We start from the raw sequence: 23,556 nt of genomic DNA, 5'->3' as shown, positions 1-23,556 counted from the left end.
CCACGGGGCGGTTGGCTCAGGCGCTGGCGTTGCGCGCCCGGTTGCGAGCTGCACGGCGCTTCATTGCGCGGCGCTCGTCCTCGCTCAGACCACCCCAGACGCCCGAGTCCTGGCCGGACTCGAGCGCCCACTGCAGGCACTGCTCCATGACGGGGCAGCGGCGGCAGACGGCCTTGGCTTCCTCGATCTGCAGCAGCGCGGGACCGGTGTTGCCGATGGGGAAGAAGAGCTCGGGGTCTTCTTCGCGGCAAACGGCGCGGTGACGCCAGTCCATGGCTGCTCCATCTCCTCGTATGACGGGAACGTTGCTTGTGAATGTGAACGCTTTCACGAATCCCTCCACAAGGGAAGGGCCGAAAGCCAGTCAAGGACTGGTGCGGTCCTGTGGAATGAGGAGGAGGATTCGGGCTCTCAAGGGGGCCGGTAAAGCGGCCGTCCCGATCGCCATGAAGAGACTCGCAAACCTCGGCGACGGATACAACCCCTTCCGGAAACTTTTTTTTGATTCCTTGGTGTCGCCTAGCTCACAGCCGTCATTCCAGGGGGTGGAAGCCAGTCTAAACGTTCGAGTGAAAGGACTTTAGGCCCTACTGCTCACACAATCACACGCAGTGCACGGCGTACGCCTGTGAACGTCACACTCGTCCGCAGTCCCAGGTGGTCACCGTCCATCTGAAACGGCAGGGGAACCTGCGAATGCAAGGTGAAGTCGGTGAGGTCGTGGAGTGAGAGGACGTGCTTGCCTCGTGGGCCGCGGTCCGGTGTGGAGGCGAGGAGCTGGGAGCCGTAGCGGGTCACCGCCGGCACCGAGAACTTGTCCAGCGCGAAGAGGTCCAGCGCGGTGTCGAAGGACGCCTCGGGGGAGGGGTAGATCGGGCGGTTGCCCAGGTAGGACCAGGGGGCGGTGTTGCAGATTATGGACATCGCGAGGTTCTCGGTGACCTCCGTGGTGCCCGGCTCCCCGCCCGGCCGTTCGAGCGTGATGGTGCCCTGGCGGCGGTTGGCCTCGCCCAGGAACTGCCGGACGACCTGGCGCACGTACAGGGCGTGGGTGGAGCGCTTGCCGCGCTCGCGCTGCTGCTCGACCCGGCCGACCACGCCCGCGTCGAAGCCGAAGCCGGCACAGAAGGTGAACCAGCGGGCCGGCACGCCCTCGTCCGGGCTGCCCGGCGTGCCCGAGGCCAGCCCCAGCCCCACCGTGCGCTCGCTGCGGTCGCGCAACGCGTCCAGCAGGGCGCCGGTGGCCTCCACGACGTCGTTGGGCAGCCCCAGGGCGCGGGCGAAGACATTGGTGGAGCCGCCGGGGACCACGGCGAGCCGGGGGTGCGAGTCCGGGTCGGGGCCGGTCGTCAGGAGACCGTTGACGACCTCGTTGACGGTGCCGTCGCCGCCGAGGGCCACCACCAGGTCGGTCTCCCCGCCCTCGGCGGCCTCCCGGGCCAGGTCGCGGGCGTGCCCGCGGTACCGCGTCTCGGCGACCTCCAGCTTGAGGTCGCTGGCAAGTGCGTGGGTCAGTACCTCACGGGTACGGAGACTCGTGGTGGTTGCTGCAGGATTGACCACGAGAAGTGCGCGCATGTGAAGCAGCGTACCTACCTGCCGGTACCACTCTCACTCCCGTCCATGGTGCGGGCACGCCCGGCCCGGCAACGGCCCGGCGCTACCCTGCTGGGGTGACCAGTCAGCAGAAGCAGTCCTCGAAGCGAGCCGCCGGCGCCCCCGCGCTGCCCGAGCCCAAGGGGCCCCGGCCCGCCCGGCTCGGCGCCGCCGCGGCGCTCACCGCCGTCGAGGGGCTGGCCCTCGCCGCTCTCGGCGCATACATGCTGATCGACGGCCTGGTCGGAACGCCGGACAGCCCGCAGCAGGCGGAGATGGGCGGGGTGACGATCCTGGCGCTGGCGCTGCTGCCGCTGGTCGCCGCCCGCGGGCTGTGGCTGCGCCGCCGGTGGAGCCGCGGGCCCTCGCTGATCACCCAGATCGTCGCGCTGCCGGTCGCCTGGACGCTGGTCAAGGGCGGCGGTGTGCTGATCGCCGCCGGCGCCGCGCTGGCAGTGGCGGCGCTGGTCGTACTGGTCCTGTTGGTCAACCCGACGGCCACCACGGCGCTGGGCATCGCCCCGCGGGAGACCCCCTAGCACAGCCGCGGCCCCGTAGGGGCGGGGCGAACGCATCCCGTAGGGGACGCGAGCGCCCCCTACGGGGCCACAACTCGGGCGGGGCGGGGTGGTATTCCCCCGGCGCCTCACTCCTCCACGAGGAGCTTGTCGCGCAGCTGGGCCAGGGTGCGGGCCAGCAGGCGTGAGACGTGCATCTGGGAGATGCCGACCTCCTGGGCGATCTGCGACTGGGTCATGTTGCCGAAGAACCGCAGCAGCAGGATCTTCTTCTCGCGCGGCGGCAGGTCCTCCAGCAGCGGCTTGAGGGACTCGCGGTACTCCACGCCCTCCAGCGCCTCGTCCTCGGCCCCGAGGGTGTCGGCGACCGCCGGGGACTCGTCGTCGGTGTCCGGGACGTCGAGCGAGAGCGTGCTGTAGGCGTTCGCCGACTCCAGGCCCTCCAGGACCTCCTCCTCGGAGATCCCCAGGTGCTCGGCCAGCTCGTGGACCGTGGGCGCCCGGCCGTGCCGCTGGGAGAGCTCGGCGGTCGCGGTGGTCAGCGACAGCCGCAGCTCCTGGAGGCGGCGGGGGACCCGGACCGCCCAGCCCTTGTCCCGGAAGTGCCGCTTGATCTCCCCGACGACGGTCGGCGTGGCGTACGTGGAGAACTCCACCCCGCGGTCCGGGTCGAACCGGTCCACCGACTTGATCAGGCCGATCGTGGCGACCTGGGTCAGGTCGTCGAGCGGCTCACCGCGGTTGCGGAACCGCCGGGCCAGGTGCTCGACCAGCGGCAGGTGCATCCGCACCAGGGTGTTGCGCAGTTCGGCGCGCTCCGGGGAGCCGTCGGGGAGTTTGCGCAGCTCGTAGAACATCGCGCGGGCGCCGCCGCGGTCGTGGGCATCCCCTGGCTGCGGGGAACGCCGGTCCTGGGACCGGTCGCCGGCGGCCGGCGGATCCTGCCGGTCCGCCTGCCGGCCCTGCTGCTCGCTCTGGTCCATGTGGTCCGCCCGCTCTGCCTGCTCCGCCGCGTCCAACCGGCCGCCGTGGTCGTCCGCTCCCACCGGGTGCGGCTGCGCATGCTGCCCGGGGATGACCGCGCCCGCCGCCATCCTCGCGCCGCGTTCGAGATCTTTCACGGGGCCCCCTGTTCGGTCATGACGGTCCGGGACCGGCGCCGCGCTCCTTGTACAGACTGATGGTGACCGTGCGGTCCTCGGCGACGGTGGAGTCGACCTTGCCGGCCAGTGCGGAGAGCACCGTCCAGGCGAAGGTGTCGCGCTCCGGAGCGCGGCCGTCTGTCGTCGGGGCCGACACCGTCACCTGCAGCGCGTCGTCGATGAGCCGGAAGACGCAACTGAGCACGCTGCCGGGGACGGCCTGTTGCAGCAGGATTGCGCAGGCTTCGTCGACCGCGATGCGCAGATCCTCGATTTCGTCGAGGGTGAAGTCCAAGCGGGCTGCGAGACCGGCCGTGGCCGTACGCAGCACGGACAGGTAGGCACCCGCAGCGGGCAGACGGACTTCCACGAAGTCCTGAGTCCCGGGCTCGCCTGCGATCTGGGACACCCTCACCTCCAAGGTGACACAAGCTGGTAGAGCTGGAATGCGTGATGAAGCTCTTGTGCTTCGCGTTCTTCGCGTTCTTCGGGGTATCCGTGCCGGGCGGCTCTCCCGCCAGGTGCAAGGAGAACGATCCGGCGCGGGTCGTGGTTCGGCTGTGACGCTATCGCGATCGGCGGGTCGGTGTCGCCCGGAAGGAGCAGGGCAGCCGTCCGGACGGTGCCGGCCGGCTCGGCGGCGGCGCGTCTGTTACTGAGTGTAAAACCTCAGGCACGGACGGTGGTAGGGGTGGGAACCGTCAAATCGAGCCCGATTACGCTCCGTTGGCGGCCGCGGTGTCGGCGAGCGTGTGCAGCGCATCTCCAGTGAGCCGGAAGACCGTCCATTCGTCCATGGGGCGGGCGCCGATGGACCGGTAAAAACCGATGGACGGTTCGTTCCAATCCAGGACCGACCACTCGAAACGCTGATAGCCGCGCGCCACGCAGATCCGCGCGAGGGCCGCCAGCAGCGCCTTGCCGTGGCCGCCGCCGCGCGCCTCGGGGCGGACGTAGAGGTCCTCCAGATAGACACCGTGCGTGCCCGTCCACGTCGAGAAGTTCCGGAACCACAGGGCGAAGCCGACCGGCTCGCCGGCGTCCTCCGCGATCAGTGCGAACGCGGCCGGCTGCGGGCCGAAAAGCGCCTCCTTCAGCTGCGGCTCGGTGGCCTGCGCGGCTTCCGGGACGCGTTCGTAGGCGGCCAGTTCGCCGATCATGGCGAGGATGACGGGGACGTCGTCGGGCATCGCTTCGCGGATCATGCCGTAAGGCTAAACCGACGCCCCGGCGCGCCCGACGGGGGTGTCCGCCCACCCTGCCGACCGCCTCAGACCAGCAGTTCGTGGACGAAGCACCACCGCCACGAGGCGCCCGGTTCGAACGACCGCATCACCGGGTGGCCGGTCTCCTTGAAGTGCGCGGTGGCGTGCTGGTACGGCGAGGAGTCGCAGCAGCCGACGTGCCCGCATGTCAGGCAGAGCCGCAGCTGCACCGGGTGGCTGCCGACGGCCAGGCATTCCGGACAGGTGGCGCTCAACGGCGTCGGTTCGGCGCGCGGGAGTTCGGGAACGTGCGTGCACTCGCTCATGATGGCCAGGTTAGATCGCCGGGACGGCCGGCGGGGGAGTGTGGGGACGGTGCGGGTGTGGACGTGATGCCGCTGTTGCTGCTGGTCGCGGGGAGCGCGGGGGTCGCCGGGCTGGCGCGGCGGACACCGGTGCCCGCGCCGCTGCTGCTGGTCGCCGTGGGCCTGGGCGCCGCCTACATCCCGGGCATCCCGGACTACACCCTCAATCCGCACATCGTGCTGCCCCTGCTGCTGCCCCCGCTGCTGCACACCGCCGCCCTGGACAGCTCCTACCTGGACCTGCGGGCCAACGTGCGGCCGGTGGCGCTGCTCTCGGTCGGCTACGTGCTGTTCGCGACGCTGGCCGTCGGGTACGCGGCGTACCTGGTCATCCCGGACCTGCCGCTGACCGCCGCACTCGTGCTGGGCGCCGTCGTCGCCCCGCCGGACGCCGTCGCGGCCACCGCGATCGCCCGCAGACTGGGCCTGCCGCACCGGATCACGACGATCCTCCAGGGCGAATCGCTGGTCAACGACGCCACCGCGATCACCGCGTACAAGGTGGCGCTGGGCGCCGCCGTGGGAGTCAGCGCCACCTGGGGACAGGGCCTCAGGGAGTTCGCCGTGGCGTCCCTGGGCGGCATCGGGATCGGCGTCGTCCTGATGGTGCCGCTGCACTGGCTCCGCTGCCGGCTGCGGGAATCGGCCCTCCTGGAGAACACCCTCTCGCTGCTCATCCCGTTCACCGCGTACGCCGCCGCCGAGCAGGTCGGGGCCTCCGGAGTGCTCGCCGTCGTGGTCGTCGGCCTCTACCTGGGGCACCGCTCCTGGCAGGTCGACTTCGAGACCCGGCTCCAGGAGGAGGCGGTCTGGAAGATGGTCTCCTTCGTGCTGGAGTCCGCGGTGTTCGCGCTGATCGGGCTCCAACTGCCGGTGGTGCTGCGCGGCCTGGGCGAGTTCAGCACGGCCCAGGCCCTCGCGTACGCGGCGGTGGTGTTCGGCGTCGTGGTGCTGGCGCGCTTCGTGTGGGTCTTCCCCGCGACGTACCTGCCGCGGCTGCTGTCGGCCCGGATCCGGACCCGCGAGCCGGACACGACGTGGAGCGCGCCGGTCATCGTCGGCTGGGCCGGGATGCGCGGAGTGGTCTCGCTGGCCATCGCCTTCTCCATCCCCCCGGAAGTGCTCGGCGGCGGCCCCTTCCCGGCCCGCAACCTCGTGCTCTTCCTGACCTTCACCACCGTCATCGGCACGCTGGTCGTCCAGGGGCTGACGCTGCCGCCGCTGATCCGGGCGCTGCGGCTGCCCGGCCGGGACGCGCAGGCCGAGACGCTGGCCGAGGCGCAGGCCCAGAGCGAGGCGTCACGGGCCGCCGAGGCCCGGCTCGACACCCTGCTCCAGGACGAGCGCAACGCCCTGCCCGGCCCGCTCGCCGACCGGCTGCGCACGGTCCTGGAGCGCCGCCGCAACGCGGTGTGGGAGCGGCTGGGCGCGGTGAACGAGGTGACCGGGGAATCCGCCGACGACACCTACCGACGGCTGGCCAGGGAGATGATCGACGCCGAGCGGCGGGTCTTCGTGGAGCTGCGGGACGCGCGCCGGATCGACGACGAGATGCTGCGGACGCTGCTGCGGCGCCTGGACCTGGAGGAGGCGACGGCCTACCGGGAGGCCGCGTCCTAGCGGCCCCAACCCCGGCCCCGACCTGCCGGACGGCCTACCCGGTGCCCGCGTCGGTGCGGGTGCGGGGGCCGGTGTCGGTGCCGGTGATGACGGCGGCGACGGTGCTGCCGGGCGGGAAGGCGCCCCGTTCGGCCAGGGTGGTCAGGGCGAACAGCAGCTTGGCGACGTAGACCCGCTCGACGGGCAGGCCGTGCCGCTCCTCGAAGGCGTCGGCGAACGCGTCCAGTTCGGGGGTGCTGCGGGCGTAGCCGCCGAAGTGGAAGTCCTCGGCCAGCGACCAGTCGCCGCGGACGCCGCCGAACGCCGCGCGCTGGAGGTCGGCGACCGTCTGGTGCAGGAAGTGCGGGCTGCCGCCCTTGAGGACCGGGACGCCCAGCGCGTGCGGGCCGGGGCCGAGGCCGGCGGCGAGCCCGGCCAGGGTGCCGCCGGTGCCGCAGGCCACCGCGACCGTGTCGGCCCGCCCGCGCAGCTCCCGGCCCAGCTCCGCGCAGCCCTGCGCGGCGAGGGAGTTGCTGCCGCCCTCCGGTATGACGCGGAAGGCGCCGAACCGGTCCCGGAGGGCGGCGAGGACCTCCGGGTCGGACGCCCGGCGGTAGGTGGCCCGGTCGACGAAGTGCAGCACCATCCCGTCGGCGGCACAGCGGGCCAGGGACCAGTTGAGCGGGGCACCGGCCAGCTCGTCGCCGCGGACCACGCCGATGGTGCGGAAGCCGAGCAGCCGGCCGGCGGCGGCCGTGGCCCGCAGATGGTTGGAGTACGCGCCGCCGAAGGTGAGCAGCGTGCGGTCGCCCGCCGCGGACGCGGCCCGCAGATTGGGGGCCAGCTTGCGCCACTTGTTGCCCGGGAGAGCGGGGTGTATGAGGTCGTCCCGTTTGAGGACGAGGCGGATGCCGCGGCGGGCGAACCGCTCGTCGTCGACGGGCTGCAGGGGGGTGGGGAGGCGGGGGCGGAGCGCCTGGGGGCCGGGGCTGGTCATGGGGAGTGGAGAGGAGGGGGACGGGGGTGCGGTGCGGGGGCGGTCGTCAGTCGTGGAGGAAGCCGTCGCCGTGGGCGCTGATGTGCGCTTCGAGGGCGGTGAGCGCGCTCTGGGTGGCGTCGGGGGTGCCGCTGCCGCGGCGCTCGGCGTAGTAGGCGGCGCCGAGCTTCCTCAGGAGGTCGTTGCCGGCCCGCTGCTGCTGCAACTCGTCGACCTTCTGCTTGCCTTGGGCCAGTCCCTGCTTGGCCTGCTCCTTGGCGCGGTCGAGAAACCCTGACATTGCTGCCTCCCTGGCGGGTGGGTCGGTGGACCCGGTCGGTGTCGGTTGGGTAAGGGATCAACGGCGGGGACTGCCGTGGGGTTCCCGTGCCAGGCTGGCGGATGTGGGCGAGGAACGCGAGGTGGGTGGGCCGGTTGGCGCATCCGGGGCGGACGCCGGCCGGGCCGCCCCAGGGGCGTACCGGGAGCGGGCGTCGCGGCTGCCGGGGGCGGTGCTGTGGACCACCACCACGGTGCCGGGGGCGGGCCCGGTGCTGCCCGACGGCTGCACCGACCTGATCTGGAGCGCGGGGCGGCTCCTGGTGGCCGGGCCGGACACCGGGCCGCAGCCGCCGGACGCCGCGGTGCCGACCGGGACGCGCTGGGCGGGGCTGCGGTTCGCGCCGGGGCAGGGGCCGGCGGTCTTCGGGGTGCCGGCGCACGAACTGCGCGACCGGCGGGTGCCGTTGGCGGACCTGTGGGGCGCCCGGCGGGCCCGGGAGCTGGCGGAACGGGCGGCGGCCGGCGTCCCCGGGGCGGTGCTGGAGGAGGCCGCGCGGGACCGGCTGCGGGCGGCCGGCCGGTGGTCCGGCGGGTCCGGTGCGCCGCCGGGCGAGGTGCCCGGGCGGGACGGCCGGACCGCGGCGATCGTGTCCGGGCTCGGGCGCGGCCGGCCGGTGGCGGAGGTGGCCCGCCTGGCCGGGATGGGCGAGCGGCAACTGCACCGGCACAGCCTGGCGGTGTTCGGGTACGGGCCGAAGACGCTGGGCCGGGTGCTGCGGCTGGTGCGGGCGCTGGCCCTGGCCCGCGCGGGCGTCCCGTACGCGGAGGTCGCGGCGCGCGCCGGCTACGCGGACCAGGCCCATCTGGCGCGCGAGGTGAAGTCACTCGCGGGGGCTCCGATGGGGACGCTGCTCCGCGCGGGTTAGCGTGTCCGGTATGGACTACCAGGCCGTTATCGAGGAGGTGGCGGCCTATGCGAGGCCGTTCGTGGGGCGCGGGCACGTCGCCGACTACATTCCGGCGCTGGCGCGGGTGTCCCCGGACCGCTTCGGGATCGCCGTCGCGGACATCAACGGCGAGGTGTACGGGACCGGCGACTGGGAGATCCCGTTCTCCGTACAGTCGATCTCCAAGGCGTTCTCGCTGGCGCTGGTGATGGCCGGGTCCCACGGGGACGACGACATCTGGCAGCGGGTCGGGCGGGAGCCCTCCGGCACGCCGTTCAACTCCCTGGTGCAGCTGGAGTGGGAGAACGGCATTCCGCGGAATCCTTTCATCAACGCCGGGGCGCTGGTGGTGACGGACCGGCTGCTGACGATGACCGGCGACGCCAGCACCTCGATGCTGGAGTTCCTCCAGGACGAGAGCGGCAACGCGGAGTTGGCGTTCGACCAGGCGGTGGCCGGTTCGGAGGCCGACCACGGGGACCGGAACGCGGCGCTGGCGCACTTCATGGCCTCGTTCGGGAATCTGGAGAACCCCGTGCCGAGCGTGATCGAGCACTACTTCTGGCAGTGCTCGATCGAGATGTCGTGCCGGGACCTGGCGGTGGCCGGCGGGTTCCTGGCCCGGCACGGGCTGCGGGCCGACGGCAGCCGACTGCTGGAGGCGCGCGAGGCCAAGCGGATCAACGCGGTGATGCTGACCTGCGGGACGTACGACGCGGCGGGGGAGTTCGCCTACCGGGTGGGCCTGCCGGCGAAGAGCGGCGTGGGCGGCGGCATCGTGGCCGTCGTGCCGGGGCGGTGCACGCTGTGCGTGTGGAGCCCGGGGCTGGACGCGCGGGGCAACTCCGTGGCGGGCATGGCGGCGCTGGACCAGTTCACGACGCTCACCGGGTGGTCGATCTTCTGAGCCGGCCCGCCCGCCCGCGCCGCCGCCCGGCCGGGCGGGCTGGCGTTGTGGGCTCGCAGGCGGCGGCGCATGGTGGGCGGTAGGAGGTGCACCTGCCATGGAGCATGAGATGCGCGCGGAGTACGCGGAGGGCGTGCTGCCGCACGAGGACACGCCGGTCAGGAAGTGGCACATGACCAGGGTGGGCGCGACCATCGCGATGTGCGGCCAGCCGCTGGCCCCGGCCGCCGCCACCCAGTCGGCCGGCCGGTGGGGGACGGCCGAGGCGCAGCCGTTCTGCCGAACCTGCGGCGTGATGTACCTGGAGGAGCATCCGCAGGACATCGATTGACCGGCCCGGCCGTCCCGGTCGGCTAGGACAGTCGGCTAGGACAGCGGGGCGAAGAGGTCCACGCCGTGGCCGTCCGGGTCCTGGACGACGGCGTAGCGCTGCCCCCAGTCGGCGTCCCAGGGGGCCTTCTGGCCCCGGTATCCGGCGGCGGTGAGGTCCGCGTACACCGCGTCGACGTGCGCGGCGTCCGCGCAGGCGAAGGCCAGGCCGGTGGGGGTGCCGGCCGGCAGCGGCGTCCAGTCGGGGTCGAGGGCGCGGGCGGTCTCGTGGGTGTCCCACATCAGGCGGAGGCCGCCGGGGAGCGGCGCCTCGGCGTGCGGTGCGGTGTCGAAACCGTCGGGGACGGTCAGGCCCAGGCGGCGGTAGAACGCCAGGGAGGCGGCCATGTCGCCGACGACCAGGCCGATCGCGTCGAGGCGGGGTACGGGTGGGGTGCTCATGACGGCGAGCGTAGGAGCGGCGGGCGGGTGCCGTCTTGAACGAATCGGACGCCGCTCCGGTCAGGGGACGCGGACGACCTGCCCGGCGTAGGAGAGGTTGCCGCCGAAGCCGAAGAGCAGGACCGGGGCGCCGGGCGGGACCTCGCGGCGTTCGACCAGCTTGGCGAGGGCGAGCGGTACGGAGGCGGCGGAGGTGTTGCCGGAGTCGACGACGTCGCGGGCGACGACCGCGTTGACCGCGCCGATGCGTGCCGCGACCGGCTCGATGATCCGCAGGTTGGCCTGGTGGAGGACGACGCCGGCCAGCTCCTCGGGGCGGAGACCGGCCCGGTCGCAGACCTGCCGGGCGATGGCGGGGAGCTGGGTGGTGGCCCAGCGGTAGACGGTCTGGCCCTCCTGGGCGAAGCGGGCCGGGTTGCCCTCGATGCGGACCGCGTTGCCCATCTCGGGCACCGAACCCCACAGGACCGGGCTGATCCGGGCCTCCGGGGAGGCGGTGACCACCGCGGCCGCGGCGCCGTCGCCGACCAGGACGCAGGTGGACCGGTCGGTCCAGTCGACCACGTCGGTGAACTTCTCCGCGCCGATGACCAGGGCACGGGTCGCCGAACCGGCCCGGATGGCGTGGTCGGCGGTGGCCAGGGCGTGGGTGAAGCCCGCGCAGACGACGTTGAGGTCCATCGTGGCGGGGGAGCCCAGGCCCAGCCGGGCCGCGACCCGGGCCGCGGTGTTGGGGCTGCGGTCGGTGGCGGTGCAGGTGGCGACCAGCACCAGGTCGATGTCCCCGGGGGCCAGGCCGGCGGTGGCCAGCGCCTTGCCGGCGGCCGCGGCGGCCATCGAGTCCACCGTCTCCTCCGGCGCCGCGATGTGGCGGGTGCGGATACCGACGCGACTGCGGATCCAGGCGTCGTCGGTGTCGACGATCCCGGCGAGGTCGTCGTTGGTCAGCACACGGGAGGGCTGGTAATGGCCGAGGGCCAGGATGCGCGACCCGGTCATGGGATCCCCTGCGGTACGTCGAGCGGGCGGTACCCGCACAGTCTCGCCGGTCGGCGGCGCCGGACGGCTGTGCGAATCACCAACGTTCAGCGGTCAGAACTGGAGGCTTCCGACGCGTGTCGGCCCCGGCGGCGCGGTGCGCGGCCGGGGCCGGGGACGGACGGGGCGAGGTTCAGACCAGGGCGCGGAAGCGCCGCAGGCGGAGGCTGTTGCCGACGACGAAGACGGAGGAGAACGCCATCGCGGCGCCGGCGATCATCGGGTTGAGCAGGCCCGCGGCGGCCAGCGGGAGGGCCGCGACGTTGTAGCCGAACGCCCAGAAGAGGTTGGTGCGGATGGTGCCGAGGGTGGCCCGGGCGAGCCGGATGGCGTCCGCCGCGGTGCGCAGGTCGCCCCGGACGAGGGTGAGGTCGCCGGCCTCGATGGCGGCGTCGGTGCCGGTGCCCATCGCCAGGCCCAGATCGGCGCGGGCCAGCGCGGCCGCGTCGTTGACCCCGTCGCCGACCATGGCGACCGAGCGGCCCTCCGCCTGGAGGCGCTCGATGACGGCGACCTTGTCCTCGGGCAGGACCTCGGCGATCACCTCGTCGATGCCGACCTCCGCGGCGACCGACTCGGCCACCGCGCGGTTGTCACCGGTCAGCAGCACCGGGGTCAGCCCCAGCGCGCGCAGCCGGCGGACCGCCTCGGCGCTGGTGGGCTTGACCGCGTCGGAGACCACCAGCACGGCGCGGGCCGCGCCGTCCCAGCCGACCGCGATCGCGGTGTGCCCGGCCCGCTCGGCCACGTCCTTGGCGGCGGCCAGCGCGGGCGGCAGCTGCTGGCCGCGGTCGTTCAGCAGCCGCTCCCGGCCGACCAGGACGGCGTGCCCCTCGACGGAGCCGCGCACGCCCAGGCCGGGGACGTTGGCGAACCCCTCGGGGGCCGGCAGGGCCCCGGTGGGCTCGGCCTCCTGGGCGGCGGTGGCGACGGCCCGGGCGATCGGGTGCTCGGAGGAGTGCTCCAGCGCACCGGCCAGGCGCAGCGCCTGCGCGCGGGTCACCCCGTCGGCCAGGTGGACGCCGGTCAGGGCCATCACACCGGTGGTGACGGTGCCGGTCTTGTCCAGGACGACGGTGTCGACGGTGCGGGTGGTCTCCAGGACCTCGGGCCCCTTGAGGAGGATGCCGAGCTGGGCGCCGCGGCCGGTGCCGACCATCAGCGCGGTCGGGGTCGCCAGGCCCAGGGCGCACGGGCAGGCGATGATCAGCACGGCGACCGCGGCGGTGAACGCGGCGACCGCGCCGTGGCCGGTGCCGAACCAGAAGCCGAGGGTGGCCAGCGCGAGCGCGATGACGACCGGGACGAAGACCGCGGAGATCCGGTCGGCGAGCCGCTGGGCGGCCGCCTTGCCGTTCTGGGCGTCCTCCACCAGCCGGGCCATCCGGGCGAGTTGGGTGTCCGCGCCGATGCGGGTGGCCTCGACGACCAGCCGGCCGCCCGCGTTGACGGTGGCGCCGGTGACGGTGCCGCCGGGGGCGACCTCCACGGGGACGGACTCGCCGGTGAGCATCGAGGCGTCCACGGCGGACGAGCCCTCCACCACCCGGCCGTCGGTGGCGATCTTCTCCCCGGGGCGGACGACGAAGCGGTCGCCGACCCGCAGCTCGCCGACCGGGACCCGGACCTCCTGGCCGCCGCGCAGCACCGCCACGTCCTTGGCGCCCATCTCCAGCAGGGCGCGCAGGGCCGCACCGGCCTTCCGCTTGGCGCGGGCCTCGAAGTACCGGCCGGCCAGGATGAAGGTGGTGACCCCGGCCGCGGCCTCCAGGTAGATGGCGCCGCTGCCGCCGGTGCGGGCGATGGTCAGCTCGAAGGGGTGGGTCATCCCGGGCATCCCGGCCGTACCGAAGAACAGTGCCCACAGTGACCAGCCGAAGGCGGCGAGGGTGCCCATGGAGATCAGGGTGTCCATGGTGGCCGCGCCGTGCCGCAGGTTGGTCCAGGCGGCCCGGTGGAACGGCCACGCCCCGTACGCCACCACCGGGGCGGCCAGGGTCAGCGACAGCCACTGCCAGTTGGTGAACTGGAGCACCGGGACCATCGCCATCAGGACCACCGGGACGGAGAGCGCCAGGGAGACGAGCAGGCGCTGCCGGAGGGCGGCGAGCGGACCGTCGTCCGCGTCCGGGCCGCCGGCGGTGTCGTCGGCGGGTGGTTCCGGGGCGGGGGGTGCGGGGACCGCGGCGGTGTAGCCGGTCTTCTCCACGGTGGCGATCAGGTCGGCGGTCGCCACGCCGCTGCCCTCGGCGAGCGTCACCTGCGCCTTCTCGGTGGCGTAGTTGACGGTGGCGGTGACCCCGTCCATGCGGTTGAGCTTCTTCTCGACGCGGGCCGCGCACGAGGCGCAGGTCATACCGCCGATCTCCAGCTCGACCACGGGCCCTTCGATCGCGGTGGTCATGACGGCTGCTCCTCCTGTTTGCGGGGCCGTGCGGCACCGGGGGCGGCCGGCGTGCCGTCCACCCCCCGTCGCCCCCGAGAACAGTTTACCCCCCTGGGGTATTCCGGCCATCGAGCCCCGCCGTGGCGTCCGGCTCGGCGCCCTCGGCGCCCTCGGCGGCCCGCAGGGCCCGGCCGCCCAGCGCCCGCAGGTACCCGGTCAACTCGGCCGGTTCGTGCACCGTGAACTCCCGCCCCAGCAACGTCAGCCGCATCGCCAGCCACTCCAGCGAATCGGGCGCGCTGCGCCAGCGGCAGCTGCCCTCGTCGAGCGGTTCGACCTCGCCCGCCGCCGGGCCGCCGAGCCGGGCGGCCACCTCCGCGGCCGGCGCGTACACCGTCGCCACCGCCCGGTAGGTCACCGCCCTTCCGCGCATCCGCTCCCGGACGTACGACCCGGCGTCCGCGGCCGGCAGCTCGCGCGGCGGGGTCCGCACGCCGGTGGCGAACGGCTCGCTCAGCCGGTCCACCCGGAAGATCCGCCAGTCGTCGCGGTCGTTGTCGAACGCCACCAGGTACCAGCGGCGGCCCGCGGCGACCAGGCGGTGCGGCTCCACCAGGCGCCGGCTGAGGTCCCCCGCGCCGGCGCGGTAGCGGAAGCGCACCCGTTCGTGGTTGGCGATCGCCGCGGCCAGCACCGCCAGGTGCTCCGGATCGACGGTCGGGCCGTCGCCGGCCGGCATCGGGACGGTGGCGGTGCCCAGCGTGCCCACCCGCCGCCGCAGCCGCGCCGGGAGCACCTGCTCCAGCTTGGCCAGCGCCCGCACCGACGCCTCCTCGATGCCCGCGATGGTGTGCCCGGCGGTCGACCGCAGGCCCACCGCGATGGCCACCGCCTCCTCGTCGTCCAGCAGCAGCGGCGGCATGGCGGTGCCCGCGGCCAGCCGGTAGCCGCCCTCCGCGCCCATCGTGGCGTGCACCGGATAGCCGAGCTCGCGCAGTCGCTCGACGTCGCGGCGGATGGTCCGGGTGGTGACCCGCAGCCGCCCGGCCAGCTCCCGGCCGGGCCACTCCCGGGGCGTCTGGAGCAGCGACAGCAGGTTCAGCAGACGTGCCGATGTCTCACTCATGGGAACGATGATGGCGCAGCAAGTAGGACGGGAACTGTCCTAGACGGGGCTTACTGTCGAGGACAGTTCCGGGACGGTACGCGCCACCAGCGCGGCGGGTGCCGTCCGGCGCGTCCCCTCCGCTCGTCCCACGGCACCGCCAGGAGTTCCGCATGACCCCGCCCGATCCGACCCCCGCCGCGCCGGCCGGCGACGGTCCCCCGTCCGCCGACCGCAGACGGTGGATAGCCCTCGCCGTCATCCTGACCGCGAGCTTCATGGACCTGGTCGACGCGACCATCGTCAACATCGCGCTGCCCAGCATCCGCGAGGACACCGGCGCCGACTTCGGCACGCTCCAGTGGGTCACCGCCGGCTACGCCCTGGCCTTCGCCATCGGCCTGATCACCGGCGGCCGGCTCGGCGACATCCACGGCCGCAAGAAGCTCTTCCTGCTCGGGATGGGCGGCTTCACCGTCGCCTCCGCGCTGTGCGGGCTGGCCGCGGACCCGGCCATGCTGGTCGCCGCGCGGGTGCTGCAGGGCGCGACGGCGTCGCTGATGGTGCCGCAGGTGCTGGCGATCATCCACGTCAGCTTCCCGCCCCACGAGCGCGGCAAGGTCTTCGGGATGTTCGGCGCGGTGGTCGGCCTGGGCGCGGTCTGCGGCCCGCTGATCGGCGCCCTGCTCACCCAGGGGAACCTCTTCGGCCTGGAATGGCGGCCGATCTTCCTGATCAACCTCCCCGTCGGCGTCCTCGGGATCCTCCTCGGCCGCCGCTTCCTGACCGAGTCCCGCTCGGACACCGCGCTCCGCCTCGACCTGGTCGGCACCGCGCTGCTCACCCTCGGCCTGCTGCTGGTGCTCTACCCGCTCACCCACGGCCGCGAGGCCGGCTGGCCCGTCTGGGGCTTCGTCGCCATGGCGGCCGGACCGCTGGTCCTCGCCGGGTTCGTCCGCTACGAGCAGGCCAAGGCCCGCAAGGACGGCTCGCCGCTGGTCGAGCTCTCGCTGTTCCGGATCAAGACCTTCGCCGCCGGTGTCGGCGTCCAGCTCATCTTCGGCGTGGTCAGCGGCCTGTTCTTCCTCATCTGGACGCTGTACATGCAGCTCGGGCTGGGCTGGGGGCCGCTGCACGCCGGGCTGACCGGCCTGTCGTTCTCGCTGGCCTGCTCCGCCGCGGCCGGGCTGTCCGTCCAGAAGCTGGTGCCCCGTTTCGGCCGCGCGGTGCTCCAGGCCGGTGCGCTGACCATGCTCGTCGGCACCCTGCTCTACCTCTGGCAGGCCGACCACTACGGCACCGCGATGCAGTCCTGGCAGATGGCCCCGGCGATGCTCCTCATGGGGGCCGGGATGGGCCTGATCGTCGCGCCGATCACCGACGCCGTGCTCTCCGAGGTGCCGGTCGGGCACTCCGGTTCGGCCTCCGGCATCTTCAACACCACCGGCCAGGTGGGCATGGCGCTGGGCCTGGCGCTGTCGTCGGTGGCGTTCTTCGGCGCGGTGGACGGCCCCGGCGGCGCCGGCTTCGTCGCGGCCACCACGAACGCCCTGTGGTGGATCGCCGGCGGGCTGGTGCTCGTCCTCGGCCTGCTGTTCTGGCTGCCCCGGCGGGCCCGGGCGCAAAGCCTGCCGCACGAGGAGACCGGGGCGGCGCCCGAGCGGGCCGAGGCGGACCAGCCAGCGCTCGTTCCCTGACCGGCGCGCGGGGCGCACGCCCGGGGCGCGCAGGCAAATGGAGGGCACGGCCCGGACCACGGCACGGTGCGGAGTGCGCAAAATCAAGCCCGGGCCGTACCTCCCGCGCACCCCCGCGGGCGATACTTGCCGGGTGTCGATGATCAGCAATCTCCGCAAAGCCGCCCGGCTGCCGCAGCCGCGACAGGGCGGGGTGGACCTCAGCCACCCCGCCCGTTCGCCGCTCGGCACCGCCGTGGTGAACTGCGCGGTCTACGTGTCCGGGGTGCGCCAGGAGGGCGACCAGCCGGCCGAGGAGGCGATCCGGCAGGTCCGGGGGACCGGCGACGGCTTCGTGTGGATCGGCCTGCACGAGCCGTCCGAGGTGGAGTTCGCCGGCATCGTCGAGCTGTTCGGGCTGCACCCGCTCGCCGTCGAGGACGCGGTCCACGCCCACCAGCGCCCCAAGCTGGAGCACTACGACGACTCGCTGTTCACCGTCTTCAAGACCGTCTGCTACGTCGAGCACGACCAGCTGACCGACACCAGCGAGGTCGTCGACACCGGCGAGATCATGGTCTTCACCGGCGCCGACTTCGTGATCACGGTGCGGCACGGCGGCCACGGCTCGCTGGGCCCGCTGCGCGAGCAGCTGGAGCGCGACCCGGAGCAGCTCGCGCTCGGCCCGTCCGCGGTGCTGCACGCCATCGCCGACCTCGTCGTGGACGACTACCTCGACGTCGCGGCCGCCGCCCAGGACGACATCGACGACGTCGAGAGCGAGGTCTTCTCGGTGCGCGGCAGCCGCGGCGCCGACCGGATCTACCAGCTCAAGCGCGAGCTCCTCGAATTCAAGCGGGCGGTGACCCCGCTGGACCGCCCCCTGCAGGAGCTGGCGACCCGCTCCCTGCAGTTCATCGACCCCCGGATCAAGACCTACTTCCGGGACGTCGCCGACCACCTCGACCAGGTCCGCGAGCGGATCACCGGTTTCGACGAACTGCTCAACTCCATACTCCAGGCGCATCTCGCGCAGGTCGCCAACGCCCAGAACGAGGCGATGCGCCGGATGTCCGCCTGGGCGGCGATCCTGGCCGTGCCGACCATGGTCACCGGCGTCTACGGGATGAACTTCGAGTACATGCCGGAGAAGAGCTGGACCTTCGGCTACCCGCTGGTGATGGTCGTGATGGTGGCGGTCTGCTGGCTGATGCACCGCGGCTTCAAGCGGAACGGCTGGCTGTAGGCCCGGCCGTCCGCGGTCCCGCCCGCCGGACGGCGGCTCCGGGGCGGACCACCGCCCCGGGCGCTCACCGCCCCGGGCGCTCACCGCCCCGCGACGTGCAGCGGCCGCGCGGCCCCGAACCCCGCCGCCACCTGCGGCACCAACAGCACCAGCAGCACCGCCAGCGGAACCGTCCAGGTGCCCGAGGCATCGTGGACGGCGCCCAGCACCGCCGGCCCGGTGGCGGCCAGGACGTAGCCGAAGCACTGGGCCATGCTGGAGAGCTGGGCGGTGTGCCGGGTGTCCGGGGCGCGCTGGACGATGAACAGCAGCGCCAGGCTGATCGCCGCACCCTGCCCCAGGCCCAGCAGCGTCATCCACAGGTACGCGCCGCCGACCGGCGCCGCCCAGATCCCGGCGAAGCCCGCCGCGCACAGCACCGCGCCCAGCGCGGCCAGCGTGCCGGCCCGCAGCCGGCGGCCGACGATCACCGGAGCCAGGAACGAGCCCGCGATCCCCAGCAGCGACGAGAACGACAGCATCCAGCCGGCGTCGCCCGCGCCCAGCCCGGCGTCCTTGAGCATCGTCGGCAGCCAGGCGGCCGCCGCGTAGTAGCTCAGCGACTGGAGCCCCATGTAACCGGTGACCTGCCAGGCCAGCGGGGAGCGCCACAGACCGCGGACCGGGTGCGCGGCCTGGCGGGCGGCGGCCCCGGCCACCTCGGTGCGGCTGCGGACCTGCGGCAGCCAGAGGACCAGCGCGAGCACCGCCAGCGCGCCCCAGCAGGCCAGTGTGGCCTGCCAGGAGAGCCCGGCGGCCTGCTGCACCGGCACGGTGACGCCGGCCGCCAGCGCCGCGCCGCCGAACAGCGACATCGAGTAGAGCCCGGTCATCAGGCCCGCCTTCGCCGGGAAGTCCCGCTTGATCAGACCGGGCAGCAGGACGTTGGCGACGGCGATCCCGGCACCGATCACGACCGTCCCGGCGAACAGCGCCACCACCGAGTCCAGCAGCCGCAGGCCGGTGCCCAGGCAGATCAGGACCATGGTGCCGAGCAGCGACCGCTCCATGCCGAAGCGCCGGCCCAGCCGCGGGGCGACCGGCGCCAGCAGTCCGAAGCAGAGCAGCGGCAGCGCGGTCAGCAGGCTGGTGGCGGCCGCCGACATCCCGCTGTCGGACCGGATGGTGCCCACCAGCGGGGAGACCGCGACCAGCGCGGGGCGCAGGTTCAGCGCCAGCAGGACGACCCCGAGGCCGAGGTGGAGGGCGCGGCGGCCGGTGGCGCCGGGGTCCGCGGGGACGGCCGGGACCGCCGCCGTCGCCGCGCCGCCGGGCCGCGGCCGGGTCTCCGATATGCCTGTTGCCGGTCCTTGTGTCATTGCCGGGGTTCCTCCCGTGTCCCGTCATGTCCGTCTGTTCCGGCCCCGGTCTCCGTACCGTCCGGGGTGCCGCTGCCGTCCGCCGGCTCCGCGCGCAGGGCGTCGGCCGCCTCGGCGAGGTGGGCCAGCGCCGCCCGCTCGGCGGCGTCCGGGTCCCGGGCCTCGATGGCGTCGACGATCGCGGTGTGCGCGTCGATCTGGTGGCGGACCGCGTCGGGCAGCAGCGGCGTGCCGACCACGGCCCGCAGCGCCCCGCGCAGGGCGTCGCCGAACTGCTCGTACAGCTCGGCCAGCAGGCTGTTGTGGGCGGCGGCCGCGACCGCCTGGTGGAAGCGCATGTCCGCCTCGACGAACTGGGTCACGTCGCCGGCCTCCCAGGCCCGGCCGCGCACCGCCAGCGCCTCCCGCAGCACGGCCAGGTCCTCGTCCGTGCGGCGGTTCGCCGCATGGCGGGCGGCGTCCCGCTCCAGGCTGGCCCGGACCTCGTACGCCTCCAGGTTGGCGGCCCGGCGCAGCCGGCGCTGGACGGCGGCCCCGAAACCGCTGCGGGCCCGGACGTACGTCCCGTCGCCCTGCCGCGGCTCCAGCATCCCGGTGTGCACCAGGGCGCGGACCGCCTCGCGGACGGTGTTCCGGCCGACGTCCAGCTGCTCCACGAGCAGCGGCTCGGCGGGGATCTTCGCGCCGACCGGCCACTCGCCGTCGGCGATCAGCCGCTCCATCTGCTCGATGACCAGCTCGACGAGGCTGGTGCGGGCGGTACTGCGCAGCGGCATCGGCGCCGTCCTCTCGTTCGCGTTCCGCGGGGCCGCGGGGCCGCGGGGATGGGGCCCCAGGACATCAGATTCCACCGGTGATAGGAACATCCCATGTTTAGCGGTGTCAAGTGACCGGGCTTAGCCTGAGGGCGGTGACGCCCCCGGCCGGGGCGGGCCGGCCGGCCACCCGGCGGACGACCCGGGTGCCGGCCGAACGCACGGACAGAAGGACCCGCGGACCATGGACGAACGAGCCCGCCGGCCGCTGCCCTGGCAGGGCGAGTGGCCGGTGATCGGTGCGGTGTCGGTGGGCGGCGCCATCGGTGCCACGGCCCGCTACGGCGCCGCCCTGATCTGGCCGACCGCCGGCCCCGCCTTCCCCTGGACCACACTCCTGGTCAACGTGGTCGGCTGCGCGCTGATGGGCGTCCTGATGGTGCTGGTCACCGAGGTGTGGACGGCCCACCGGCTGCTCCGCCCGTTCCTGGGCACCGGCATCCTCGGCGGCTTCACCACCTTCTCGACCTACACCGTGGACATCGAGCGCCTGCTGTCCGCCGGGCGCCCGACGCTCGCGCTGGCCTACCTCGCCGGCACCCTGCTCGCCGCCCTCGCGGCGGTCGCGCTCGCCGGCAGCGCCACCCGGACGTTCTTCGGACTGAGGCGGCGGACGGCATGACGGACCACCGGGCGGACCCGGTCGGAAGCCCCGCCCTGCGGCTGACCGTCCTCGTGGGCGAGCAGGACGTCTGGCACCACCGGCCCCTCTACGCGGAGATCGTGCACCGCGCCCGCGCGGCGGGCCTCGCCGGGGCGAGCGCCTTCCGCGGCGTCGAGGGCTTCGGGGCGACCTCGATGATCCACACCCAGCGGCTGCTGTCGCTCAGCGAGGAGCTGCCGGTGGCGGTGATCGTCGTGGACACCGAGGAGCGGGTGCGGGCGTTCCTTCCGCAGCTGGCCGAACTGCTGGCGGGCGGCGGCCTGGTGACCCTCGACCCGTGCGAGGTGCTGACGTTCCGGAGCCGGCCGGGCGGAGCCGCCGGCGGGGAGGACACGACCGGGTGAATTGGCTGCTGGTGGTGGCCGGTGCCATGGTCGGGGCGCCGCTGCGCTTCCTCACCGACCGCTTCGTCCAGGCCCGGCACGACACGGTCTTCCCCTGGGGGACCTGCGCCGTCAACGTCGTCGGCTCGCTGATCCTCGGCCTGCTGACCGGCGCGGCCACCGCCGGCGCCGCGCCCCCGCACGTCCGGCTGCTGCTCGGCACCGGCCTGTGCGGGGCGCTGACGACCTATTCGACCTTCTCCTACGAGACGTTCCGGCTGGCCGCCGACGGGGCGCGCCGGTACGCCGCGCTCAACATCGGGCTGAGCCTGGCGGCCGGACTGGCCGCCGCCTGCGCCGGGGTGGCCCTCGGCCACGCCCTCTGACGCGTTCCCCGGGGATTCCCGGCGCCGCCGCACGCCCCCGTACACACGCGAGCGGTGGGGCTCGGGGAGGAGCCCCACCGCATGGGCGGACGCACGGAATGCGAGGGCTGGTGGGGGGAACGGAGCCGGCCGCCAGGTACCGGCTCCGTCAGCCCGGGCCCGTCATCTGCCCGGCCGCCGTCAGCCCGGCCGGGGGACGGCGGGCCTACCGCCGTGCCGCGTCCGGGGGACGGCCCGGAAGGTCAGCCGCCGAAGCGGGCGCCGGCCAGGCCGTTCGCCCAGAGCTGGTCCACCTTGGTGCGCTCGTTGGAGTCCGGCTGGGTGTTCTGGCAGGACGGGCCGGGCCCGCCACCGGACATCAGCTCGCTGCAGGGGCCTTCGTAGTGGTCCGGCAGGCCCAGGACGTGGCCGGTCTCGTGCGCCACGATGCGGGTGCGGTTGTACTGCTGGGCCTGGTTGTAGTCGATGAAGACGAAGCCCTTGCCGTGGCCGTCGGTGCTGGCGTACGACCCGCGCGGGTCGTTGCCCTCCTTGTACTGGAAGTCGCCGCCGCTGCCCGACTGCAACTTGACGTTCTGCACGGCGCTGTTCCAGATGGAGGCGCTCTGGGATATCTCGTTCGCGAAGGTCGGGGCGGCGCTCGCGTCGTAGGTGACGGTGACCGACTTCAGGTGCGGGTTGGCCTTCATCTTGGCCCGGGCCGACTTCATGACGGCCTCGAAGAACGCCTTGGTGTTCGCCTTCTCCGCCGTCGAACCGGTGTAGGCGGCGATCGAGGCGGGGGTGCTGTGGTGGGGGGCGGAGTGTGCGGTGAGGGACGTGGCCGACACCGGGGCCGCAGCGGCGAGCGCGGCGGCGAGGCCCAGACCGAGCGCAGCCGACAGCGCCGTCTTGGGAGATCTCATGTGGGGGGCTCCTTAATTTCCGAGAGGCCGTACGGCCGCCGTGTGGGGCGGCGGCCGGGGCCCTGCGGATTTCTTGGTGCCGTTGAGTGTGGACGGAGTTCACCCGTGGGACGGAGATGCCAGGTGGCGATAGCGCGAGCCAATACCCCTGATGGCCGCTGGCCAACGTGCTGGTGAAGACCCGGAGTTCGGACCGGCCTGAGAGTCTGGTGTGAGCCGTGCCTGCGCGTTTATGCTCCCGGCGTGGAGCTAGAGGTAAGGCATCTTCGCGCGCTGTGCGCCATCGCCGACACCGGCAGCGTGCGCAAGGCGGCCCGGCAGTTGGGGATGACGCAGCCCTCCTTGACGACCCAGCTCCACCGCATCGAGAAGGCGCTGGGCGGCCAGCTCTTCTTCCGTGAGCCGACCGGCAGTCGCCCCACCCCGCTCGGGCATTCGGTACTCTGTCGCGCCCGGCCGATAGTGGCCGAAATGCGCGCGCTTGTCGAGGACATCGCCTCGGTATCGGTCCGGGAGGAAGGCACCCGGCTGCGGATCGGCAGCACCAACAGCCCGGCCGTCGCGGGCTGGTTGCGCCGGCTGCGCGCCCGGCTCCCGGAGACCGACACCACGATACGGACCGACGTGTCCGCCAACGCCCTGCTCCACATGGTCGCGATGGGGCAGCTCGACGCGGCCTTCGTGCACGAGGTCGAGGGCGCCCCGCTTCGGGTCCCCGACGGCCTGCTGGCGCACGAACTCCTCGCCAGGGAGCCGCAGTTCATCGCCCTCGCGGAGAGCCATCCGGCGGCCGGGCGGACCGTCGTCCGGGTCGCCGACCTGGCCGCCGACCAGTGGATGGTCGACCCGACCGTGGACGGCGAGTGGGCCGGCCTGCGCCGCATCTGGGCCGCGGCCGGCATCAACCCCCGGGTGGTGCACGGCGACTACCTCACCGCCGTGGACCTCGTCATGGCCGGCGAGGTGGTCACCCCCTGCCAGCCCACCGCCCGCTCCCGCCCCGGCATGGCGATCCGCCCGCTGCACGGCGACCCGCTGGCGGTCCGGCTCTTCATGGCCTGCCGCACGGACGGCCCGCCGGCCGCCTCCGCCGACGACCTGTTCGCCGACCTGACCGCCGCCTACATGGAGATCGCCTGGGCCAGCGAGGCGTACCACGACTGGCTGGTCCGGCACGGCGGCGTGCTGGCGTCCGGGCACTGAGGCGTCAGGGGCTTATAGCACGGGGCTATCACCCGCCGCGGAACCGCCCGGAGCAGCCCGGGGACGTCCGCGCCGACCCCGGAACGACCGCACCCGGCCCGCGTGCCGCCGGGTTGCGGCGGTGTGCGGACCGGGTGCGGTCG

At 73.7% G+C, this 23,556-nt stretch carries 26 protein-coding genes; 11 read left to right on the top strand and 15 right to left on the bottom strand.

Annotated features, from left to right (window positions below; genetic code table 11):
- Positions 1-16: 16 nt before the first annotated feature.
- Entirely contained in the window at positions 17-274 is a 258-nt protein-coding gene (locus tag CG747_RS02285; protein WP_003983230.1) for a WhiB family transcriptional regulator, read from the bottom strand.
- Between the two features lie 320 nt (positions 275-594).
- The gene (locus CG747_RS02280; protein WP_100599856.1) at positions 595-1,578 is read right to left on the bottom strand and encodes a diacylglycerol kinase family protein; all 984 of its coding nucleotides are present in this window, start codon (positions 1,576-1,578) and stop codon (positions 595-597) included.
- A 95-nt stretch (positions 1,579-1,673) separates the two neighbouring features.
- Between CG747_RS02280 and CG747_RS02275 the strand changes: the two genes are divergently transcribed.
- Positions 1,674-2,135 (top strand): hypothetical protein, encoded by a 462-nt coding sequence (locus CG747_RS02275; protein WP_100599855.1) that lies wholly within the window; start codon positions 1,674-1,676, stop codon positions 2,133-2,135.
- 107 nt (positions 2,136-2,242) lie between these two features.
- Here CG747_RS02275 and CG747_RS02270 read toward each other — a convergent pair whose 3' ends face one another.
- The 4 genes from CG747_RS02270 to CG747_RS02255 all read right to left on the bottom strand — a co-directional run bounded on the left by CG747_RS02270 (position 2,243) and on the right by CG747_RS02255 (position 4,787).
- Positions 2,243-3,208 (bottom strand): RNA polymerase sigma factor SigF, encoded by a 966-nt coding sequence (locus CG747_RS02270; protein WP_100599854.1) that lies wholly within the window; start codon positions 3,206-3,208, stop codon positions 2,243-2,245.
- 43 nt (positions 3,209-3,251) lie between these two features.
- On the bottom strand, positions 3,252-3,665 hold the full coding sequence (locus CG747_RS02265) for an anti-sigma factor (protein ID WP_003985353.1): 414 nt from the start codon (positions 3,663-3,665) through the stop codon (positions 3,252-3,254).
- A 307-nt stretch (positions 3,666-3,972) separates the two neighbouring features.
- On the bottom strand, positions 3,973-4,461 hold the full coding sequence (locus tag CG747_RS02260) for a GNAT family N-acetyltransferase (RefSeq protein ID WP_100599853.1): 489 nt from the start codon (positions 4,459-4,461) through the stop codon (positions 3,973-3,975).
- A 65-nt stretch (positions 4,462-4,526) separates the two neighbouring features.
- The gene (locus tag CG747_RS02255) at positions 4,527-4,787 is read right to left on the bottom strand and encodes a UBP-type zinc finger domain-containing protein (RefSeq protein WP_100599852.1); all 261 of its coding nucleotides are present in this window, start codon (positions 4,785-4,787) and stop codon (positions 4,527-4,529) included.
- Between the two features lie 66 nt (positions 4,788-4,853).
- On the opposite strand from CG747_RS02255, the gene CG747_RS02250 reads away from it, so the two are divergent.
- Positions 4,854-6,446 carry a Na+/H+ antiporter gene (locus tag CG747_RS02250; RefSeq protein ID WP_374701732.1) on the top strand — a complete coding sequence of 531 codons (1,593 nt, stop codon included), beginning with the start codon at positions 4,854-4,856 and terminating at the stop codon, positions 6,444-6,446.
- Between the two features lie 34 nt (positions 6,447-6,480).
- Here the strand turns inward: CG747_RS02250 and CG747_RS02245 are convergent, their stop codons facing one another.
- Positions 6,481-7,422, bottom strand: a complete 942-nt coding sequence (locus tag CG747_RS02245) for a 1-aminocyclopropane-1-carboxylate deaminase/D-cysteine desulfhydrase (RefSeq protein ID WP_100599850.1) — start codon at positions 7,420-7,422, stop codon at positions 6,481-6,483.
- A 46-nt stretch (positions 7,423-7,468) separates the two neighbouring features.
- Positions 7,469-7,702 (bottom strand): hypothetical protein, encoded by a 234-nt coding sequence (locus tag CG747_RS02240; RefSeq protein WP_016570903.1) that lies wholly within the window; start codon positions 7,700-7,702, stop codon positions 7,469-7,471.
- 121 nt (positions 7,703-7,823) lie between these two features.
- Between CG747_RS02240 and CG747_RS02235 the strand changes: the two genes are divergently transcribed.
- The 3 genes from CG747_RS02235 (at position 7,824) to CG747_RS02225 (ending at position 9,868) form a co-directional block, all read left to right on the top strand.
- Complete coding sequence (locus CG747_RS02235; RefSeq protein ID WP_100599849.1) at positions 7,824-8,609, top strand: helix-turn-helix domain-containing protein; 786 nt, start codon at positions 7,824-7,826, stop codon at positions 8,607-8,609.
- Positions 8,610-8,619: 10 nt separating this feature from the next.
- A complete protein-coding gene (locus CG747_RS02230) occupies positions 8,620-9,537 on the top strand; it encodes a glutaminase (protein ID WP_100600071.1) in 918 nt (305 codons plus the stop codon).
- Positions 9,538-9,634: 97 nt separating this feature from the next.
- Positions 9,635-9,868, top strand: a complete 234-nt coding sequence (locus tag CG747_RS02225; protein ID WP_100599848.1) for a hypothetical protein — start codon at positions 9,635-9,637, stop codon at positions 9,866-9,868.
- A gap of 35 nt (positions 9,869-9,903) precedes the next feature.
- Here the strand turns inward: CG747_RS02225 and CG747_RS02220 are convergent, their stop codons facing one another.
- The 4 genes from CG747_RS02220 to CG747_RS02205 all read right to left on the bottom strand — a co-directional run bounded on the left by CG747_RS02220 (position 9,904) and on the right by CG747_RS02205 (position 14,858).
- Complete coding sequence (locus tag CG747_RS02220) at positions 9,904-10,308, bottom strand: VOC family protein (RefSeq protein WP_100599847.1); 405 nt, start codon at positions 10,306-10,308, stop codon at positions 9,904-9,906.
- 60 nt (positions 10,309-10,368) lie between these two features.
- Positions 10,369-11,307, bottom strand: coding sequence for a beta-ketoacyl-ACP synthase III (locus tag CG747_RS02215; protein ID WP_100599846.1), 939 nt, complete (start codon positions 11,305-11,307; stop codon positions 10,369-10,371).
- A gap of 172 nt (positions 11,308-11,479) precedes the next feature.
- A complete protein-coding gene (locus tag CG747_RS02210) occupies positions 11,480-13,750 on the bottom strand; it encodes a cation-translocating P-type ATPase (protein ID WP_100599845.1) in 2,271 nt (756 codons plus the stop codon).
- Between the two features lie 85 nt (positions 13,751-13,835).
- Positions 13,836-14,858, bottom strand: coding sequence for a YafY family protein (locus CG747_RS02205; RefSeq protein ID WP_100599844.1), 1,023 nt, complete (start codon positions 14,856-14,858; stop codon positions 13,836-13,838).
- A 152-nt stretch (positions 14,859-15,010) separates the two neighbouring features.
- On the opposite strand from CG747_RS02205, the gene CG747_RS02200 reads away from it, so the two are divergent.
- A complete protein-coding gene (locus CG747_RS02200; RefSeq protein WP_100599843.1) occupies positions 15,011-16,534 on the top strand; it encodes an MFS transporter in 1,524 nt (507 codons plus the stop codon).
- A 139-nt stretch (positions 16,535-16,673) separates the two neighbouring features.
- Positions 16,674-17,759, top strand: coding sequence for a magnesium/cobalt transporter CorA (gene corA, locus CG747_RS02195; protein ID WP_100599842.1), 1,086 nt, complete (start codon positions 16,674-16,676; stop codon positions 17,757-17,759).
- 80 nt (positions 17,760-17,839) lie between these two features.
- On the opposite strand, the gene CG747_RS02190 is transcribed toward corA, so the two are convergent.
- A complete protein-coding gene (locus CG747_RS02190; protein ID WP_100599841.1) occupies positions 17,840-19,117 on the bottom strand; it encodes an MFS transporter in 1,278 nt (425 codons plus the stop codon).
- On the bottom strand, positions 19,114-19,893 hold the full coding sequence (locus tag CG747_RS02185; RefSeq protein WP_100599840.1) for a FadR/GntR family transcriptional regulator: 780 nt from the start codon (positions 19,891-19,893) through the stop codon (positions 19,114-19,116). The genes CG747_RS02190 and CG747_RS02185 overlap by 4 nt, the downstream gene beginning before the upstream one ends.
- Positions 19,894-20,116: 223 nt before the next feature.
- On the opposite strand from CG747_RS02185, the gene CG747_RS02180 reads away from it, so the two are divergent.
- From CG747_RS02180 to crcB, 3 genes are read left to right on the top strand one after another with little or no spacing between them, the layout of a single operon-like run.
- Positions 20,117-20,554 carry a CrcB family protein gene (locus tag CG747_RS02180; protein WP_100599839.1) on the top strand — a complete coding sequence of 146 codons (438 nt, stop codon included), beginning with the start codon at positions 20,117-20,119 and terminating at the stop codon, positions 20,552-20,554.
- Positions 20,551-20,940: a DUF190 domain-containing protein gene (locus CG747_RS02175; protein ID WP_100599838.1), complete on the top strand. Its 390-nt coding sequence runs from the start codon at positions 20,551-20,553 to the stop codon at positions 20,938-20,940. The genes CG747_RS02180 and CG747_RS02175 overlap by 4 nt, the downstream gene beginning before the upstream one ends.
- Positions 20,937-21,305 (top strand): fluoride efflux transporter CrcB, encoded by a 369-nt coding sequence (crcB, locus tag CG747_RS02170; RefSeq protein ID WP_100599837.1) that lies wholly within the window; start codon positions 20,937-20,939, stop codon positions 21,303-21,305. Before CG747_RS02175 ends, crcB begins: the two co-directional genes overlap by 4 nt.
- Positions 21,306-21,547: 242 nt before the next feature.
- On the opposite strand, the gene snpA is transcribed toward crcB, so the two are convergent.
- Positions 21,548-22,210 carry a snapalysin gene (gene snpA / locus CG747_RS02165; RefSeq protein WP_100599836.1) on the bottom strand — a complete coding sequence of 221 codons (663 nt, stop codon included), beginning with the start codon at positions 22,208-22,210 and terminating at the stop codon, positions 21,548-21,550.
- A gap of 243 nt (positions 22,211-22,453) precedes the next feature.
- Here snpA and CG747_RS02160 point away from each other — a divergent pair, with 243 nt between their 5' ends.
- Entirely contained in the window at positions 22,454-23,413 is a 960-nt protein-coding gene (locus CG747_RS02160; protein WP_257980173.1) for a LysR family transcriptional regulator, read from the top strand.
- Positions 23,414-23,556: the final 143 nt, after the last annotated feature.

Source organism: Streptomyces sp. CB02959 (assembly GCF_002803155.1).
GTDB lineage: Bacteria > Actinomycetota > Actinomycetes > Streptomycetales > Streptomycetaceae > Streptomyces.
The sequence above is the reverse complement of the archived record's forward strand: the minus strand, read 5'-3'. Positions and strand labels throughout refer to the sequence as shown.

Bases quoted from the DNA above. Each gene is read 5' to 3' on its own strand.
- CG747_RS02285 (WP_003983230.1), bottom strand. From the start codon at position 274: ATGGACTGGCGTCACCGCGCCGTTTGCCGCGAAGAAGACCCCGAGCTC.
- CG747_RS02280 (WP_100599856.1), bottom strand. From the start codon at position 1,578: ATGCGCGCACTTCTCGTGGTCAATCCTGCAGCAACCACCACGAGTCTC.
- CG747_RS02270 (WP_100599854.1), bottom strand. From the start codon at position 3,208: ATGGCGGCGGGCGCGGTCATCCCCGGGCAGCATGCGCAGCCGCACCCG.
- CG747_RS02260 (WP_100599853.1), bottom strand. From the start codon at position 4,461: ATGATCCGCGAAGCGATGCCCGACGACGTCCCCGTCATCCTCGCCATG.
- CG747_RS02255 (WP_100599852.1), bottom strand. From the start codon at position 4,787: ATGAGCGAGTGCACGCACGTTCCCGAACTCCCGCGCGCCGAACCGACG.
- CG747_RS02250 (WP_374701732.1), top strand. From the start codon at position 4,854: ATGCCGCTGTTGCTGCTGGTCGCGGGGAGCGCGGGGGTCGCCGGGCTG.
- CG747_RS02245 (WP_100599850.1), bottom strand. From the start codon at position 7,422: ATGACCAGCCCCGGCCCCCAGGCGCTCCGCCCCCGCCTCCCCACCCCC.
- CG747_RS02240 (WP_016570903.1), bottom strand. From the start codon at position 7,702: ATGTCAGGGTTTCTCGACCGCGCCAAGGAGCAGGCCAAGCAGGGACTG.
- CG747_RS02230 (WP_100600071.1), top strand. From the start codon at position 8,620: ATGGACTACCAGGCCGTTATCGAGGAGGTGGCGGCCTATGCGAGGCCG.
- CG747_RS02225 (WP_100599848.1), top strand. From the start codon at position 9,635: ATGGAGCATGAGATGCGCGCGGAGTACGCGGAGGGCGTGCTGCCGCAC.
- CG747_RS02220 (WP_100599847.1), bottom strand. From the start codon at position 10,308: ATGAGCACCCCACCCGTACCCCGCCTCGACGCGATCGGCCTGGTCGTC.
- CG747_RS02215 (WP_100599846.1), bottom strand. From the start codon at position 11,307: ATGACCGGGTCGCGCATCCTGGCCCTCGGCCATTACCAGCCCTCCCGT.
- CG747_RS02210 (WP_100599845.1), bottom strand. From the start codon at position 13,750: ATGACCACCGCGATCGAAGGGCCCGTGGTCGAGCTGGAGATCGGCGGT.
- CG747_RS02205 (WP_100599844.1), bottom strand. From the start codon at position 14,858: ATGAGTGAGACATCGGCACGTCTGCTGAACCTGCTGTCGCTGCTCCAG.
- CG747_RS02200 (WP_100599843.1), top strand. From the start codon at position 15,011: ATGACCCCGCCCGATCCGACCCCCGCCGCGCCGGCCGGCGACGGTCCC.
- corA (WP_100599842.1), top strand. From the start codon at position 16,674: ATGATCAGCAATCTCCGCAAAGCCGCCCGGCTGCCGCAGCCGCGACAG.
- CG747_RS02190 (WP_100599841.1), bottom strand. From the start codon at position 19,117: ATGACACAAGGACCGGCAACAGGCATATCGGAGACCCGGCCGCGGCCC.
- CG747_RS02185 (WP_100599840.1), bottom strand. From the start codon at position 19,893: ATGCCGCTGCGCAGTACCGCCCGCACCAGCCTCGTCGAGCTGGTCATC.
- CG747_RS02180 (WP_100599839.1), top strand. From the start codon at position 20,117: ATGGACGAACGAGCCCGCCGGCCGCTGCCCTGGCAGGGCGAGTGGCCG.
- CG747_RS02175 (WP_100599838.1), top strand. From the start codon at position 20,551: ATGACGGACCACCGGGCGGACCCGGTCGGAAGCCCCGCCCTGCGGCTG.
- snpA (WP_100599836.1), bottom strand. From the start codon at position 22,210: ATGAGATCTCCCAAGACGGCGCTGTCGGCTGCGCTCGGTCTGGGCCTC.